Genomic DNA, 14,440 nt, shown 5'->3' on the forward strand with positions numbered 1-14,440 from the left:
GGAGTGCGCACAACGAACGACCTCACCCCCCATGCCGCCACGGCCGCCGCGATCCTCCCCCTGGTCGGCGGCGCCGCGAACGTCACCTCCGTCGCCCACTGCATGACCCGCCTGCGCCTGGGCCTGCGGGACCGGACGCTCGTACGCGAGGACGCTCTCAGGTCACTGCCCGCCGTACTCGGCGTGGTCGCGGACGACGGCAGCTACCAGATCGTCCTGGGACCGGGCACGGTCGCGCGGGTGACCCCCGAGTTCGAGGCACTCGTCACCAGCACGGCCGACACGCTGGCCGCACGCGGCGCCCAGTGGAAGGCGGCCCGGCAACAGCGCAACGCCACCCCCCTCAAACTCCTCCTCCGCCGGATCGCGAACATCTTCGTCCCCCTGATCCCCGCCCTGATCGGCTGCGGGGTCATCGCGGGCCTGGGCGGCCTGCTGGTCAATCTGGGGTGGCTCCCCTCCCTCACCCCCGCCCTCGCCGCGATCGCCTCCGGCTTCATGGCCCTGATCGCGGTCTTCGTCGGCCACAACACGGCGAAGGAGTTCGGCGGCACCCCGGTCCTGGGCGGGGCGGTGGCGGCGATCGTCGTGTACGCGGGGGTCGCGAAGGTGACGGCCTTCGGCATGACCCTGGCACCGGGCCAGGGCGGGGTACTCGGCGCACTGGCCGCCGCGCTCCTGGGAACGTACGTGGAGAAGTGGTGCCGACGCTGGGTCCCCGAAGCCCTCGACGTCCTCGTCACCCCCACCCTCACCGTCCTGATCACCGGCCTGGTGACGCTCTACGCCCTGATGTACACGGCGGGCGAGCTGTCGACGGCCACCGGGACGGGCGCGAACTGGCTCCTCGACCACACGGGCGTCTTCGCGGGCCTGGTCCTGGGCGGCCTGTTCCTCCCCCTGGTGATGCTGGGCCTGCACCAGGCCCTGATCCCGCTCCACACCACCCTCATCCAGCAGCAGGGCTACACGGTCCTGCTCCCCGTCCTGGCGATGGCGGGCGCCGGGCAGGTCGGCGCGGCACTCGCGGTCTACGTCCGCCTCCACCACGACCAGTCCCTCCGTACGACGATCAGGTCGGCGCTGCCCGCGGGCCTCCTGGGCGTCGGCGAACCCCTGATCTACGGCGTCTCGCTCCCCCTCGGCCGCCCCTTCGTCACCGCCTGCGCGGGCGGGGCGGCGGGCGGCGCGTTCGTCGGCTTCTTCTCGATGCTCGGCGACAAGATCGGCTCCACGGCGATCGGTCCCTCGGGCTGGGCGCTGTTCCCCCTGCTCAAGGGCACGGGCGGACTGGCCCTGACGGCTGCGATCTATGCGGGCGGGCTGCTCACCGGGTACGTGGTGGGGTTCGCGGCGACGTACTTCTTCGGCCTCGGGAGGACGGTCGGAGGTGTCGGCGTCGGGGGTGTGGGGGCTGTCGGGGGCGGGGGCGCTGTCAGTGGCGTGTGCGATTCTTCGAAGGAGGGGCAGGACACCGACCCGGGAGGGAATCCACCACCGTGAACCACGCACAGCTGACCGCCCTCGGCCGCGCCCTGCGCGTGCTCGGCGAGCACGGCGACGCGCTGAACGCCGACACGCCCGACGCGAAGCTGCACGAGGTGAAGGCCGACCTGAAGCGGGCGCTGGACCTGCTGGAGGAGACGGTGACGACGGCGGTGCCCACGACGCGCTGCGCCGAGCATCCGAACGGCCCGGTGGACGAGGGCGCCGTCGACCTCTGTCTGCTCTGCGAGACGCGGCGGCGCACCGCCCGCCGCACCGAGGTCAACGACGCCTTCCCGCAGGGCCGCCCCAGCGGCGCCGACGAGGCACCCGAGCGCACGATGTCCCGGTACGGCGTGCGGGCCGACCGCCCCCAGCCCCAGCAGCGCTGGCTGCCCGAGGTGTGGACCGGCCAGGCGTGGCAGCTGTGCGGCACCCCGCGCCGCGACCGCGTCGAGGCGGAGCGGTATCTCGCCGCGGAGCGCCGCACCCCGCGCCCCGGTATGGCCTACCGCCTGGTCCACGAGTTCACGGACTACGAGGTGCTGCGCATCTGGGGCACACCGGTGAAGGTGGACATCGAACCGATGGGCAACCTGTAGCCGGTCCAGGTGCATTGATGATCGCGTTGATGATCCTTGCGTTGATCACCAGCGCTCAGGTCACCTGTGGGCTCCCGCGCTCGGGACGGCGGAGGCGAGATGCCTGCTGAACCAGTCCGTGGCCAGCTCGGCGGCCGATTCCAGGGTGCCGGGTTCCTCGAAGAGATGGGTGGCGCCGGGGACGACGGCCAGCTGATGCTCGCAGCTCAGGCGTGCCGCGGCCTGCCGGTTGAGGTCCAGTACGACGTGGTCACGGCCCCCGACGATGAGCAGCGTCGGAGCCTTCACCTCCGGCAGCCTGGCGCCGGCCAGGTCCGGTCTGCCCCCGCGGGAGACGACTGCCGCGACGTCCGCCGCGGGCTCCGCCGCGGCCCACAGCGCGGCGGCGGCGCCTGTGCTGGCACCGAAGTAGCCGAACTCCATGCCCTGGGTGCCGGGCTGCTCGCGCAGCCATTCGGTCGCCTGGATCAGGCGGCGGGCGAGCAGGGCCGTGTCGAACACGTTGTCCCGGTTCACCGCCTCGGCCTCGGTGAGCAGATCGAACAGAAGGGTGCCGAGACCGGCGCGGTTCAGCCCGGTGGCGACGAAGCGGTTGCGTGGGCTCTTCCTGCTGCTGCCGCTGCCGTGGGCGAAGAGGACGATCCCGGGGGCGCCGCGGGGTACCGTCAGCCTCCCGTCGAGCGCGGCGCCTGTGGCCGGTATCCGGACTTCCCTGTCATGGGGCGGGGGAGCGTGCTCCGGGGAGGCGCTGCCCTCAGCCGGCGGTGCGTCGGACGTGGCGTGCGCCGCGCGGCCCCGCTCCAGGCAGGCGATGACCTCCTCGTCGCTCGTCTGCCCGAAGTCGTCGTAGAACTGACCGATCGCGTAGAACAGCCGGGGGGTGTGCAGACAGACTCCTTCGTCCGCCGCGCCTCCGAGGCGGGCCGACCAGTCGTGCGGCGCCACGGGAACCGCCAGCACGATCCGTGACGCGCCGCGGGCGCGCGCGATCCGGCAGGCAGCGAGGGCCGTGGAGCCGGTCGCCAGCCCGTCGTCCACCACCAGGACCGTCCGTCCCTCGTACCGGGCGGGCGGCCGCTCGCCCCGGTACTGGCGGGCCCGCTGCTTCAGGACGCCGCGCTCGTGTTCCTCCACCGCCGCCAGAGCACGGTCCGTCACCCCCGTCGCACGCAGTACCTCTTCATTGATGACACGGACGCCTTCCTCGCCGATGGCGCCCATGGCCAGCTCCGGCTGGAAGGGCACCCCCAGCTTGCGCACGAGGCAGACGTCGAGCGGGGCGCCGAGGGCCTCGGCGACCTGCGCGGCGACCGGGATGCCGCCGCGGGGAAGTCCCACGACCACGAGGTCCTGGCCCTTGAGATGGTGCAGTCGAGCGGCGAGCCGCCGGCCCGCGTCGGTTCTGTCAGCGAAAAACATGGTCGCCTCCCGGGGTGAGGTGAGGTCCTCGAATCCCGAGTGAAGTCCGGTCCGAACGGTCCGGAGCCGGCCGGACGGTGAGGGTGCCGTCCGGGTTGAGTTCGACGCGTGAGCCGTAGGCCCGGCTGATCCGGCTCAGAACGTCCCGCGTCCACCGCGAGTCCTCCGTCGTCGCGCGCTCCAGCCGCATCCGCCGGGACCGCATCGGGACGACGCGCACATCGTGGAACCTGCCGTCGTCCGGGTCCACGGTCACGAAGTACAGCAATCGGAGATCGTCCCGGTACTCCTCGTAGCCGCCGATGCCCTCGTAGTCGTTGATCAGATCGCCGCAGCCGTGCGTGATGAGCTTTCCCCGGTACGACTCCAACGGCCGCGGATGGTGCGAGGAGTGCCCGTGCACGACATCCGCGCCGCCGTCGACGAGCGCATGGCCGAAAGCGGACCTGGTCACGCGGGACGAGGTAGCCCCAGTTGGACCCCCAGTGGACCGAGACGACGACGATGTCGCCCGGGCGCTTGGCCGGACGCAGCCGGCTCGCGATCTCGGCCGCGGCGGCGTCCGACGGCTCGGCGACGAAGTCGACCCCGCCGCGCTGTGCGGTGGCGGCCCAGCCGCGGGGTATGCCACTGGAGGCCACCCCCACGGAGAAGACCAGGACGCGCCGGCCGCCCGTGACGGGGATGATCGCGGGACGCCGGGCCTCGTCGGCGTCCCGCCCCGCTCCCGGCGCGCGAAGACCCGCGTCCGCCAGGGCGTCGAGGGTCTCCTCCAGCCCGCGGCGGCCGTAGTCCAGCACATGGTTGTTGGCCAGGGCGCAGACGTGCGGACGGGCGGCGGCCAGGGCGGGCAGATTGGCCGGGTGCATCCGGTAGTGGATCTCTTTGCCGGGCGCCGCCTCGTCGTTCCGCGTGACGGCGGTCTCCAGGTTGAGGATCCGGGCGTCGGGCGCCGCCGCGGCGAGCACGTCCAGCGCGTCGCCCCAGGGCCAGGAGAAGCCGACCGGCCGGGGAATCACGCCGTTCGCCGCCTCGGCCAGCTCCACATAGGCGCGGGCATCCTTGACGTACGACTCCCGCAGCTTCGGATCGCCGGGGTGCGGAAGGATCTGGTCGACTCCCCGGCCGAGCATCACATCACCGGCCAGGAACAGCGTGACAAGGTCACCGCCCATTCCTCCAGGCTAGAACCTGTAGCCCGACACCGTGGCGATCCACTTGATGAAGTCGCCCGGGTCGTTGTCCGCGCCGTGCCCGGCGTCCCAGTAGTACGAGGTGTCGACGTCGTCGCCGAGGTTCCTCAGGCGGGCGGCAAGGTTGCTCGCGACGGTGAGCGCGGTGTCGCTGTCCTTGGTGCCGAGGCGGATCCACCGCCGTCTCCTGTCTTCGCGGCTCGCTCGAACAACGAACCCCCAGGACAACAGCCGTTCCTTGGGCCTTCCTTTGTGTCTCCAGTGACGGCACCGGGATCCGGCCACCGCCCTGACCAGCCCCAACCGCGGTCACCCTGCCGTGGCGGCCTCCAAACCGAAGCAATCGCCCACAAAATTGTCAGCAATTTTGGCGCGATCTCGCACGCTCGGACTCCCGGTTGACCTCCCTCACCCGCGCCCGCAGCACCTCCTCCGGCGCACACGCACGCAACACGTCCGCCAGCCGCACCGCGGTACGCACGTTGCACCGTCCGAGCGCGACCAGGGCGAACGGCTCCTCGCTCGCACCGGTCACCGGGTCGACCCGCAACGAGGGCAGGACGATGCCGACGCCTTCCAGGGCCGCCTGGAGTTGTGCCACCACTTCTTCTGTCGACGTCGCGTCCATGATCCCACCTTCTCCACTCTGAGTGTTCACGTTCACCACACAGAGTGGCCAACCTGCCTCTAACCTGGCCAGAGGCGGCGTCCCAACAACCCAGCGTGTGTGACAGGGAGTTGTTGTCCATGGCAGGTCCGAAGGATCTCGACCCCTCTTCGTCCCCCCGTGCCCTCTTGGGCGCCGAGCTGCGCCACGCCCGCGAGAAGGCGGGCCTCAGCCAGGAGGACCTGGGCGGGCGACTGTTCGTCAGCGGCTCGTTCATCGGCCAGTTGGAGGCGGGCACGCGGCGGATGCAGCCGGAGTACGCGCGGATGCTTGACGAGGTCCTGGGCATGGAGGACTTCTTCACGCGCAACTGCGGCGCGGCGGCGAAGTCCCGCTATCCGGAGCACTTCGCTGAGGCGGTGGAAGCGGAGGCGAGCGCGACGGCCATTCGCCAGTACCACTCGACGCTCATCCCCGGGTTGTTGCAGACGGCCGATTATGCGCGGGCCGTCTTCCGCGCGTACCGGCCGACAGCACCGGACGAGGTGATCGACGAACTGGTGGCGGCCCGGCTGGCGCGGGCCCACATCCTCGACAGTCCAACAAAGCCCCTGTTGTGGGCGGTGATTGACGAGGCAGCACTGCGCCGCGAGACGGGCGGGGCTGTGGTGATGGCACAGGCCCTTCGTCACATCGCCGACCTAGCTCACCGCAATTGGGCGATCGTGCAGGTGCTGCCGTTCAACGCGGGCGCGCACGCGGCCATGGAGGGCGCCCTGAAGCTGTTGGACTTCGAGGGCGCCCCTCCCCTCGTCTATTTCGACTGCGTCGGCAGTGGACGGCTGGAGGACGACCCCGCCACCGTCGCGCACCACAGGTTCACCTACGAGCTCCTCACGGCTTCCGCGCTCTCCCCGGAGAAGTCCCTGGCCCTGATCGAGGAGCTGGCGCAGGATTACCAGCATGACGAGCAACCCTGACCACGAGCTGAGCACAGCCACTTGGCACAAGTCGAGCTACAGCGGCGGCAGCGGCGGCGACTGCCTCGAAGTCGCCTCCGGTCACCCCACCCTCATCCCCGTCCGCGACTCCAAGAACCCCGAAGGGCCCGGGCTCGTGTTCCGGGCCCAGGCCTGGGCCGCCTTCGTCGAAGGAGTAAGAGCCCAGTAGCAGCTAGGCGTCGGCGCTTCGTCGACCACTGAAGGGGGGCCGCCGTGACCGGGGGACGTATCGGCGACTACGTGATCGAGCGCGAGATCGGCAGCGGCGGGATGGGCTCGGTCTACCTCGGGCGTTCGCGGGCCGGCCGAGCCGTCGCCATCAAGTTGATCAAAGCCGAGTACGCGGCGGACCCCCGGTTCAGGGACCGTTTCCGAAAAGAGGTCGAGGCCGCCCGCACGGTCGGCGGCTTCCACACGGCCGCCGTGGTCGACGCCGACCCGGACGCCCCGCAACCGTGGATGGCCAGTGCCTACATCGAGGGACCGACGCTCGCCGACGAGGTCGCCCGGCGCGGCCCGCTGGACGAGGCCCGGCTCTGGGCCCTGGCCGCCGCGCTGGCGGAGGCACTGGAAGCCATCCACTCCTGTGGCCTGGTACACCGGGACCTCAAACCGGGCAACATCGTGCTGGCCGAAGACGGGCCGCGCGTACTGGACTTCGGGATCGCCCGAGCTGTGGAGGGCACCCGGCTGACCAACACCGGCGCCGCGATCGGCACCCCGGGGTTCATCGCCCCGGAACAGGCCCAGGGCCTCGCCGTCACCGGGGCCTGCGACGTCTTCGCCCTCGGCGCCGTCCTGGTCGCGGCGGCGGGCGGCAGCGCGTTCGGGAGCGGACAGCCGTACGGCTTGCTGTACCGCATCGTGCACGAGGAGGCGGACGTCTCCGCGGTGCCCGGAGCGCTACGCCCCGTCGTCGCGGCCTGTCTCCGCAAGGACCCGGAGCGACGGCCGACCCCTGGACAACTGCTGGACCTCTACGCCGGCCGCACCGGCCGCACGACGGCGGCTGTCGACGAGGCCGCGACACCACCGCCCTCCCATGAGGCCTCCGAGGCTCGGCCGATCGCCCTGTACCTGCGCAGTGGACGGGGCTGGGCGTGGCTGATCCTACGGAATGTGCTGTTCCTCTTCGGGCTGGTCGCGGTGGCAGCATGGGGCAATTCGCTCTACCTGCCCGCGCTGGTCAGGGAATTGGCCGGGTTCACGGCGCTCTTCACGCTGTGGCGATTCCTCGCACTGCTCAACAACATGGGCACGGAAGGGCTCGCGCTCAGCGACCTTGGAATCGGCGTGGGTTACTCGCGGAAGACAACCGTGCTGCGCTGGTCCGACGCCAGGTCCCTGGAGCTCGACACCCGGGGGCGGAAATCCGTCCTGACCGTGCGACCGACAGAGGGCCACGGCCTGCCCGCGGCCTTCCTCAAGCCGCTGTGGGTCCGCACGACACGGGAAGGGGCCATCCACATCCGGACCCGCTGGGCCAGCCCGGCCGCAGGTACCGACCCGCTCCCGGACACGATCCGCGCCCTCGCCGCCCGCCACGGCGTCCCACTGACCGAGGCCCGGCACGACTGAGCCCGTCACACCCGGCCCCGGTTCCGAAGCTCAAATGCCGAACCCCGAGCGCTCTCAAAAGGAACGGGTGGAGGCCCCAACCCACCCTCCCACCCTGGCGAGTTGACTTGAAGCGACCGACTTGCCACGCACAGTCACCAGGCTCTAGCGTGCGCACATAAACGAACAACCCCCGCCCGGTGCTGTAACACCTGCGGGGGTTTGACCAACAAGATCGAGATCGAGGCCGATCCTGTGGCTGACGCCAACTTTAGTGCTGTACCCCGCTCCGCGCACGCCCTCCCCACCCAATGGCCAACCCGGGTTACGGAAAACGCAGCGCTCCGGACCAACACCCCCGCACCAACCATGACTTCGCGCACCTCCCGCCCCGCGAGGCAGCGATCGCCGCGTACGTCGACCGGCTCCCCGACGGCGCCGACATCTCCGTAAAGACGCTGGCCAAGGAGCTCCCGTACGGCCAATGCGCCCTGCGCACCGCTCTCAACAACCTCACCCGGGCGGGCCACTTGCGCCGGGGCCGCGAACACCTGACCGAGTCGGGCGGCTCCCGCTGGGTCACTCGATCGTGGTTCACCCGAACGGCACGCGACGACGGCTGGTGGGCGACGTTCACGCGGGGCGACTTACCGCAGGAGCCCCCGGACCGGTCGTCCGCCCCCACCCGCTCCCGCGCCCACATCCTGCTGGCGGCACTGGGCCGCACGACCCCGGCCCTGTCCCTCTCCGCCCGGGACTGCGCCGACCTCGCGCCCCTGCTCATGGAGTGGTTCGCGAGGGGCGCCACCGACGAGCACGTACTCCGGGCCCTGACCGCGGGCCTCCCCGTCCCCGTCCACAGCCCGGCCGCCCTCGTCCGCACCCGCCTGACCGCCAAACTCCCACCGGAACCCGTAGGAGAGACGCCGGCACCACGCCCACCCCTCCGCATCCTGGAGTGCGCGAAGTGCGGGGTTCCGGGCCGCCCGGAGGCTCTGCCCGGCGGCGTCTGCGGGCCGTGCCGGGGTGACACCGCCCCACAGCCCACCGGCCCACTGACATCCACCGCAGTCCACGCCCACGCCGCCGCAGCCCGCGCGGCGATGGCCGACCGAGGCGAAAGGCCACGCGTATGACCGCTCCAACGGTCCGGAAGCACCCAGCAAGGGCACCATGGCGGGAAGGAGGCGACACCACCATGACCTTTGGCACCAGGCGCCCGCAGATGTCCATGGAGGACTTTGAAGAGCTGGCCGGCAAGGCCCCGAAGAACGTTCAGCTCGAATTTCTGGATGGACGGCTGTACGTCAAGGGCGACCACATCGAAGTCGAGGACTTCGAGGAACTCGCCCGGAGGGCCCCTGAGGGCGTCAAGCTCGAACTGATCGACGGAAAGCTAGAGGTCAAGCCGTTTCCGGACAATCGCCACAGGGCCATCGTGGTATGGCTCATTCGACTGTTCATGCAACTGCGCCCCGAACTGGCCATGTACCACGAGCAGGACCTCAGGATCGGCACCTACCGCAAAGGGCACGCCACCGCGGACGCCGCATTGGCGCCGTTGGATCACTTCATCGCCCAGGACAACGGCTGGGCCGATCCGGACGGCGTCCTCATGGTCGTCGAAGTCACCTCCCGCGACCGCGACACCGACCGGCGCGACCGCATCGACAAGGTCCGCGGTTACGCGGAGGCAGACATCCCCGTCCACCTCCTCATCGATCGGGACAACGACACCCTCGTCGTGCACAGCGACCCGAAGAACGGGGCGTATCGGCAGAGCCCCTCATACCCGTACGGAGCCGTGGTCGAGCTCCCGACGCCCGTCAACATCACCCTGGAAACCGAGAAGCTCAAGGACTACGCCGACTGACCGATCAGTGGCAACGCCCCGAAGTCGTGGTGCTCCCAGAGCCGGCGCGAGGTCTCGTGCGGATACGCGGTGACGACCGACTCCGTGTCGAAGACCTGGGTCGGCCGCCGCTCGGTGTCGTACGCGGGCCAGCCCGGGTCTCCCGTCGTGGCGAACGCCGTCCAGGCCGTGCGGAAGCGGGACGACAGGGCCTCGGCCTCCGGAGACGACCCGACCCCGGCGAACAGCATCAGGCCGAGGTCGGCGGCGAAGGTTCCGAACAGCAGCGGTATGTCGAGGCCGTGGCAGGCACCCAGCGCGCCTCCGTAGGCGGGCGCGGGCCAGGCCAGCTCGTAGACGTGCGCGCGGCCACCGCCCGCGATCTGCGCCTCGGCCAGGCGCAACGAGGGCATACGGAAGACCGCGTCGGAGTGCACCCACTCGTAGAGCTCCTCGGGCGAGGCGTCGGGGAAGGCGGCGCGGTAGGCCAGCTCACCGTCAGCCCCGGAGCCCGGCCCCGGTCCAGCTCCCGGTCCCAGTCCCGGCCCCGGCCCCGGCCCCGGCCCGAAGGTGCGCAGTGCCTCCGTCGCCTGCTCATCCGTGATCGTCCCGAGTTGGCCGCCCAGCGCGGCGAACAGCCGGTACTCGTTCCGTGTGTGCCCGACGATCAGTTCCACGTCCCGTGCCGAGCCGGCCGCCAGCGCCTGCCAGGGGGCGGTCGGCAGTACCTCTCCGTCGACGACGGGCGAGAAAGCGGTCAGCGTGTGGGCGACCATGCCCCACCTGCCCTCGAACTCCCGCATCCTGGGCCCCAACGCCTCACCCACGGCGGTCAGTCGGCGGGGATCCACCGAGGACAGGTCGGCGGCCGTCGGGCGCAGGCCGGCCTCGGCGGCGATGGCGGCGGCGATGTCGCGGGCGAGGTCGTCGGAGAAGAAGGGGCCGGGCACGCTCTGCGCGATCGCCCGGCCGAACAGCCCGGCCGCGCTCGGCATGGCCAGCAGCGAGGCGACGGACCCGGCGCCCGCGGACTCGCCGAAGACGGTGACCCGGCCGGGGTCGCCGCCGAAGGCCGTGATGTTCTTCCGTACCCATTCCAGGGCCGCGACCTGGTCGAGCAGCCCCCGGTTGGCGGGGGCTCCGTCGATCCGGGCGAAACCCTCCACGCCGAGGCGGTAGTTGAGGGTGACGACGACCAGGTCGCCGTCGCGGGCGATACGGCGGGCGTCGTATCCGGGGCTGCCGGAGTGGCCGAGCTTGTAGGCGCCGCCGTAGATCCAGACCATCACCGGAAGGCGGGCGGCCGCATCCGGGGCGGGCGTCCAGACGTTGACGGTCAGCCAGTCGTCGCCCATGGGTGCGTCGATCACCCCGGTACGGCCCTGGAATCCCGACTCCTGCGGGGGCGGCGGGCCGAAGGCGAACGCGTCCCGGGTGCCGTCCCAGGCTGCCACCGGACGCGGGGCGGCGAACCGCGCGTCCCCCACCGGCGGTTGGGCGAACGGAATGCCCCGGAAGACCACCAGCCCGTCCTCCCGGCGGCCACGCACCGCACCGGAATGGGTGCGCACCACGCTCGCTCCTGCTGACGTCACGACGGCTCCCTCGGTACGGGTGGAACGGAACGGGTCCTTGAGGGAACAGCGTGCTACGAAACAGCCGGGCGATCACCCCCCGGGAGTGGGGAGGTGATCGCCTGGATGCGATTTCGGAAAGGTCGGGTCACGTCCGGTCCGACCGGCCCGAGGTTCAGCTGAGGGTGCTCAGCGCCTTCGGGTCGTACGACCCGAGCTCCTCGAGCCGTCCGTCCAGTACCTTCGCCGCCCACTGCGGGTCCTGGAGGAGGGCGCGGCCCACGGCGACGAGGTCGAACTCGTCGCGCTCCAGGCGGTCGAGGAGGTTGTCGAGGGAGGCCACCTGGGAGCTCTCGCCCATGAAGGCCTTGATGAAGTCGCCGTCGAGGCCGACCGAGCCGACGGTGATGGTGGGCCTGCCCGTGAGCTTCTTGGTCCAGCCCGCGAGGTTCAGGTCGGCGCCGTCGAACTCGGGGAGCCAGTAGCGGCGGGTGGAGGCGTGGAAGGCGTCGACGCCGGCGGCGGCGAGCGGGGTCAGGATGGCCTCCAGCTCCTCCGGGGTCTCGGCGAGCCGGGCGTCGTAGTTGTCCGACTTCCACTGCGAGTAACGGAAGAGGACGGGGAAGTCGGCCGAGACCGAGTCACGGACCGCGGCGACGATCTCCGCCGCGAACTTCGTACGGGCGACGGGGTCACCGCCGTACGCGTCCGTACGGCGGTTGGTGCCCGCCCACAGGAACTGGTCGAGCAGATAGCCGTGCGCGCCGTGCAGTTCGACGCCGTCGAAGCCGATGCGTTCGGCGGTGGCGGCGGCCTCGGCGAACGCGGCGATGACCTCGTCCAGGTCGGCCTGGGTCATGGCCTTGCCGGTGCCCTCGGTGCCGTCGAGACGGATACCGGAGGGGCCGACCGCGGGGGCGTCGGCGTACGGCGGCCGTCCCGCCTTGCGCACCATGCCGATGTGCCACAGCTGCGGAACGATCGTGCCGCCCGCCGCGTGCACCGCGTCGGCGACCTTCGTCCAGCCCGCGAGCTGCTCCGTGCCGTGGAAGCGCGGGACGCGGTCGCTCTCGCCCGCCGAGTCGTGGCCGACGTACGTGCCCTCGGTGACGATGAGGCCCACGCCCGCGGCGGCGCGGCGGGCGTAGTACTCGGCCACGTCCTCACCGGGGACGCCGCCCGGGGAGAACTGCCGGGTCATCGGTGCCATCGCGATCCGGTTCGGGACGGTCAGGCCGTTCAGCGAGACGGGGCGGGACAGGATCTCGGCCGCGCGGGAGGCGGGGGCAGTCGTAGACACGTGTGGGGGCTCCTCGGGTACCGGGTGGTATGTGCGTATGCATTGATGGTGCGTCAACCACAACTCCCCGGCCGGTCGTGTCATTCCGGCCGCCCGGCACCTCGCCCTGTGACCCCGGACACGCCCGAGGGCGGCACCCCCTGTTTCCAGGGAGTACCGCCCTCGGCAGGAAAACCGATCCTCGCAGGGATCAGAAGTCCATGTCACCGCCCGGCATGCCGCCGCCGGCCGGCGCGGCGGCCTTCTCCGGCTTGTCGGCGATGACGGCCTCGGTGGTCAGGAACAGCGCGGCGATGGAGGCGGCGTTCTGCAGAGCAGAGCGGGTCACCTTCGCCGGGTCGATGATGCCCTCGGCGATCATGTCGACGTACTCACCGGTCGCGGCGTTCAGGCCGTGGCCGACGGGCAGGTTGCGCACCTTCTCGACGATGACGCCACCCTCGAGACCACCGTTGACGGCGATCTGCTTGAGCGGGGCCTCCAGGGCGAGTCGCACGGCGTTGGCGCCGGTCGCCTCGTCACCCGAGAGCTCAAGCTTCTCGAAGACCGAGGAGGCCTGGATGAGGGCCACGCCACCACCGGCGACGATGCCCTCCTCGACGGCCGCCTTCGCGTTGCGAACGGCGTCCTCAATGCGGTGCTTGCGCTCCTTGAGCTCGACCTCGGTGGCGGCACCGGCCTTGATGACGGCCACGCCGCCGGCCAGCTTCGCCAGGCGCTCCTGGAGCTTCTCGCGGTCGTAGTCCGAGTCGGAGTTCTCGATCTCGGCACGGATCTGGTTGACCCGGCCCTGGACCTGGTCGGCGGAGCCGGAGCCGTCCACGATCGTGGTCTCGTCCTTGGTGATGACGACCTTGCGGGCACGGCCCAGCAGGTCCAGACCCGCGTTCTCCAGCTTCAGGCCGACCTCCTCGGAGATGACCTCGCCGCCCGTGAGGATGGCGATGTCGCCGAGCATGGCCTTGCGGCGGTCACCGAAGCCCGGAGCCTTGACGGCGACGGACTTGAAGGTGCCACGGATCTTGTTGACGACCAGGGTCGACAGGGCCTCGCCCTCGACGTCCTCGGCGATGATCAGCAGCGGCTTGCCGCCCTGCATGACCTTCTCGAGGAGCGGGAGCAGGTCCTTGACGTTGGCGATCTTGGAGTTGGCGATCAGGATGTACGGGTCGTCGAGGACGGCCTCCATACGCTCCATGTCGGTGGCGAAGTACGCCGAGATGTAGCCCTTGTCGAAGCGCATGCCCTCGGTGAGCTCAAGCTCCAGACCGAAGGTCTGGGACTCCTCGACGGTGATGACGCCTTCCTTGCCGACCTTGTCCATCGCCTCGGCGATGAGCTCGCCGATCTGGGTGTCGGCGGCGGAGATGGAGGCCGTGGAAGCGATCTGCTCCTTGGTCTCGACATCCTTGGCCTGCTCAAGGAGGGCACCGGAGACGGCCTCGACGGCCTTCTCGATACCGCGCTTGAGAGCCATCGGGTTGGCGCCGGCGGCTACGTTGCGCAGGCCCTCGCGGACGAGCGCCTGGGCGAGAACGGTCGCGGTGGTCGTACCGTCACCGGCGACGTCGTCCGTCTTCTTGGCGACTTCCTTGACCAGCTCGGCGCCGATCTTCTCGTACGGGTCCTCGAGCTCGATCTCCTTGGCGATGGAAACACCATCGTTGGTGATCGTGGGGGCGCCCCACTTCTTCTCGAGGACGACGTTGCGGCCCTTGGGGCCAAGGGTGACCTTGACGGCGTCGGCGAGCTGGTTCATCCCGCGCTCGAGACCGCGCCGTGCCTCCTCGTCGAACGCGATGATCTTGGCCATGTGAAGTGGTCCTCCCGGACTGGGGTGGATTGCTCCG

General features: G+C 70.7%; 13 protein-coding genes and 1 pseudogene. 7 read left to right on the forward strand and 7 right to left on the reverse strand.

The features are described from left to right. Positions 1 to 3: 3 nt before the first annotated feature. Both ACFVWD_RS34670 and ACFVWD_RS34675 read left to right on the forward strand, forming a co-directional pair. A complete protein-coding gene (locus tag ACFVWD_RS34670; protein WP_389601888.1) occupies positions 4 to 1,503 on the forward strand; it encodes a PTS transporter subunit EIIC in 1,500 nt (499 codons plus the stop codon). Further along, complete coding sequence (locus ACFVWD_RS34675) at positions 1,500 to 2,087, forward strand: hypothetical protein (RefSeq protein WP_168492901.1); 588 nt, start codon at positions 1,500 to 1,502, stop codon at positions 2,085 to 2,087. The genes ACFVWD_RS34670 and ACFVWD_RS34675 overlap by 4 nt, the downstream gene beginning before the upstream one ends. 60 nt (positions 2,088 to 2,147) lie before the next feature. On the opposite strand, the gene ACFVWD_RS34680 is transcribed toward ACFVWD_RS34675, so the two are convergent. The 4 genes and pseudogenes from ACFVWD_RS34680 to ACFVWD_RS34695 form a co-directional block, all read right to left on the reverse strand. Next, the gene (locus ACFVWD_RS34680) at positions 2,148 to 3,506 is read right to left on the reverse strand and encodes a phosphoribosyltransferase family protein (protein ID WP_389601890.1); all 1,359 of its coding nucleotides are present in this window, start codon (positions 3,504 to 3,506) and stop codon (positions 2,148 to 2,150) included. Beyond that, positions 3,493 to 4,681 (reverse strand): annotated as a pseudogene (locus ACFVWD_RS34685) (CapA family protein). Before ACFVWD_RS34685 ends, ACFVWD_RS34680 begins: the two are co-directional and overlap by 14 nt. Positions 4,682 to 4,690: 9 nt before the next feature. Beyond that, complete coding sequence (locus tag ACFVWD_RS34690; protein WP_389601892.1) at positions 4,691 to 4,927, reverse strand: hypothetical protein; 237 nt, start codon at positions 4,925 to 4,927, stop codon at positions 4,691 to 4,693. A 130-nt stretch (positions 4,928 to 5,057) separates the two neighbouring features. Beyond that, positions 5,058 to 5,327 carry a hypothetical protein gene (locus tag ACFVWD_RS34695; protein ID WP_389601894.1) on the reverse strand — a complete coding sequence of 90 codons (270 nt, stop codon included), beginning with the start codon at positions 5,325 to 5,327 and terminating at the stop codon, positions 5,058 to 5,060. A 119-nt stretch (positions 5,328 to 5,446) separates the two neighbouring features. Here ACFVWD_RS34695 and ACFVWD_RS34700 point away from each other — a divergent pair, with 119 nt between their 5' ends. From ACFVWD_RS34700 to ACFVWD_RS34720, 5 genes are all read left to right on the forward strand, one after another. Further along, positions 5,447 to 6,286, forward strand: a complete 840-nt coding sequence (locus ACFVWD_RS34700) for a Scr1 family TA system antitoxin-like transcriptional regulator (RefSeq protein WP_389601895.1) — start codon at positions 5,447 to 5,449, stop codon at positions 6,284 to 6,286. Beyond that, the gene (locus ACFVWD_RS34705; protein ID WP_389601897.1) at positions 6,270 to 6,476 is read left to right on the forward strand and encodes a DUF397 domain-containing protein; all 207 of its coding nucleotides are present in this window, start codon (positions 6,270 to 6,272) and stop codon (positions 6,474 to 6,476) included. Before ACFVWD_RS34700 ends, ACFVWD_RS34705 begins: the two co-directional genes overlap by 17 nt. Positions 6,477 to 6,577: 101 nt before the next feature. After that, positions 6,578 to 7,885: a serine/threonine-protein kinase gene (locus ACFVWD_RS34710; protein ID WP_389601963.1), complete on the forward strand. Its 1,308-nt coding sequence runs from the start codon at positions 6,578 to 6,580 to the stop codon at positions 7,883 to 7,885. A 290-nt stretch (positions 7,886 to 8,175) separates the two neighbouring features. After that, entirely contained in the window at positions 8,176 to 9,000 is an 825-nt protein-coding gene (locus ACFVWD_RS34715) for a hypothetical protein (protein ID WP_389601899.1), read from the forward strand. Between the two features lie 62 nt (positions 9,001 to 9,062). Next, on the forward strand, positions 9,063 to 9,737 hold the full coding sequence (locus tag ACFVWD_RS34720) for a Uma2 family endonuclease (protein WP_389601900.1): 675 nt from the start codon (positions 9,063 to 9,065) through the stop codon (positions 9,735 to 9,737). Here the strand turns inward: ACFVWD_RS34720 and ACFVWD_RS34725 are convergent. The 3 genes from ACFVWD_RS34725 to groL form a co-directional block, all read right to left on the reverse strand. After that, positions 9,725 to 11,311: a carboxylesterase/lipase family protein gene (locus tag ACFVWD_RS34725; RefSeq protein WP_389601902.1), complete on the reverse strand. Its 1,587-nt coding sequence runs from the start codon at positions 11,309 to 11,311 to the stop codon at positions 9,725 to 9,727. The two genes, ACFVWD_RS34720 and ACFVWD_RS34725, sit on opposite strands and share 13 nt — an antisense overlap. Before the next feature lie 154 nt (positions 11,312 to 11,465). Then, positions 11,466 to 12,590, reverse strand: a complete 1,125-nt coding sequence (locus ACFVWD_RS34730) for an NADH:flavin oxidoreductase (RefSeq protein WP_389601904.1) — start codon at positions 12,588 to 12,590, stop codon at positions 11,466 to 11,468. A gap of 190 nt (positions 12,591 to 12,780) precedes the next feature. After that, positions 12,781 to 14,403 (reverse strand): chaperonin GroEL, encoded by a 1,623-nt coding sequence (groL, locus tag ACFVWD_RS34735; RefSeq protein WP_168509356.1) that lies wholly within the window; start codon positions 14,401 to 14,403, stop codon positions 12,781 to 12,783. Positions 14,404 to 14,440 lie beyond the last annotated feature (37 nt).

Origin of the sequence: Streptomyces sp. NPDC058086 (assembly GCF_042885015.1) — a bacterium.
In the GTDB taxonomy this organism is placed as follows: Bacteria; Actinomycetota; Actinomycetes; order Streptomycetales; family Streptomycetaceae; genus Streptomyces.

Excerpts from the sequence above, each read along its gene's own strand:
- ACFVWD_RS34695 (WP_389601894.1), bottom strand. The coding sequence starts at position 5,327 with ATGGACGCGACGTCGACAGAAGAAGTGGTGGCACAACTCCAGGCGGCC.
- ACFVWD_RS34705 (WP_389601897.1), top strand. The coding sequence starts at position 6,270 with ATGACGAGCAACCCTGACCACGAGCTGAGCACAGCCACTTGGCACAAG.
- ACFVWD_RS34720 (WP_389601900.1), top strand. The coding sequence starts at position 9,063 with ATGACCTTTGGCACCAGGCGCCCGCAGATGTCCATGGAGGACTTTGAA.
- groL (WP_168509356.1), bottom strand. The coding sequence starts at position 14,403 with ATGGCCAAGATCATCGCGTTCGACGAGGAGGCACGGCGCGGTCTCGAG.
- ACFVWD_RS34680 (WP_389601890.1), bottom strand. The coding sequence starts at position 3,506 with ATGTTTTTCGCTGACAGAACCGACGCGGGCCGGCGGCTCGCCGCTCGA.
- ACFVWD_RS34715 (WP_389601899.1), top strand. The coding sequence starts at position 8,176 with ATGGCCAACCCGGGTTACGGAAAACGCAGCGCTCCGGACCAACACCCC.
- ACFVWD_RS34700 (WP_389601895.1), top strand. The coding sequence starts at position 5,447 with ATGGCAGGTCCGAAGGATCTCGACCCCTCTTCGTCCCCCCGTGCCCTC.
- ACFVWD_RS34710 (WP_389601963.1), top strand. The coding sequence starts at position 6,578 with ATGGGCTCGGTCTACCTCGGGCGTTCGCGGGCCGGCCGAGCCGTCGCC.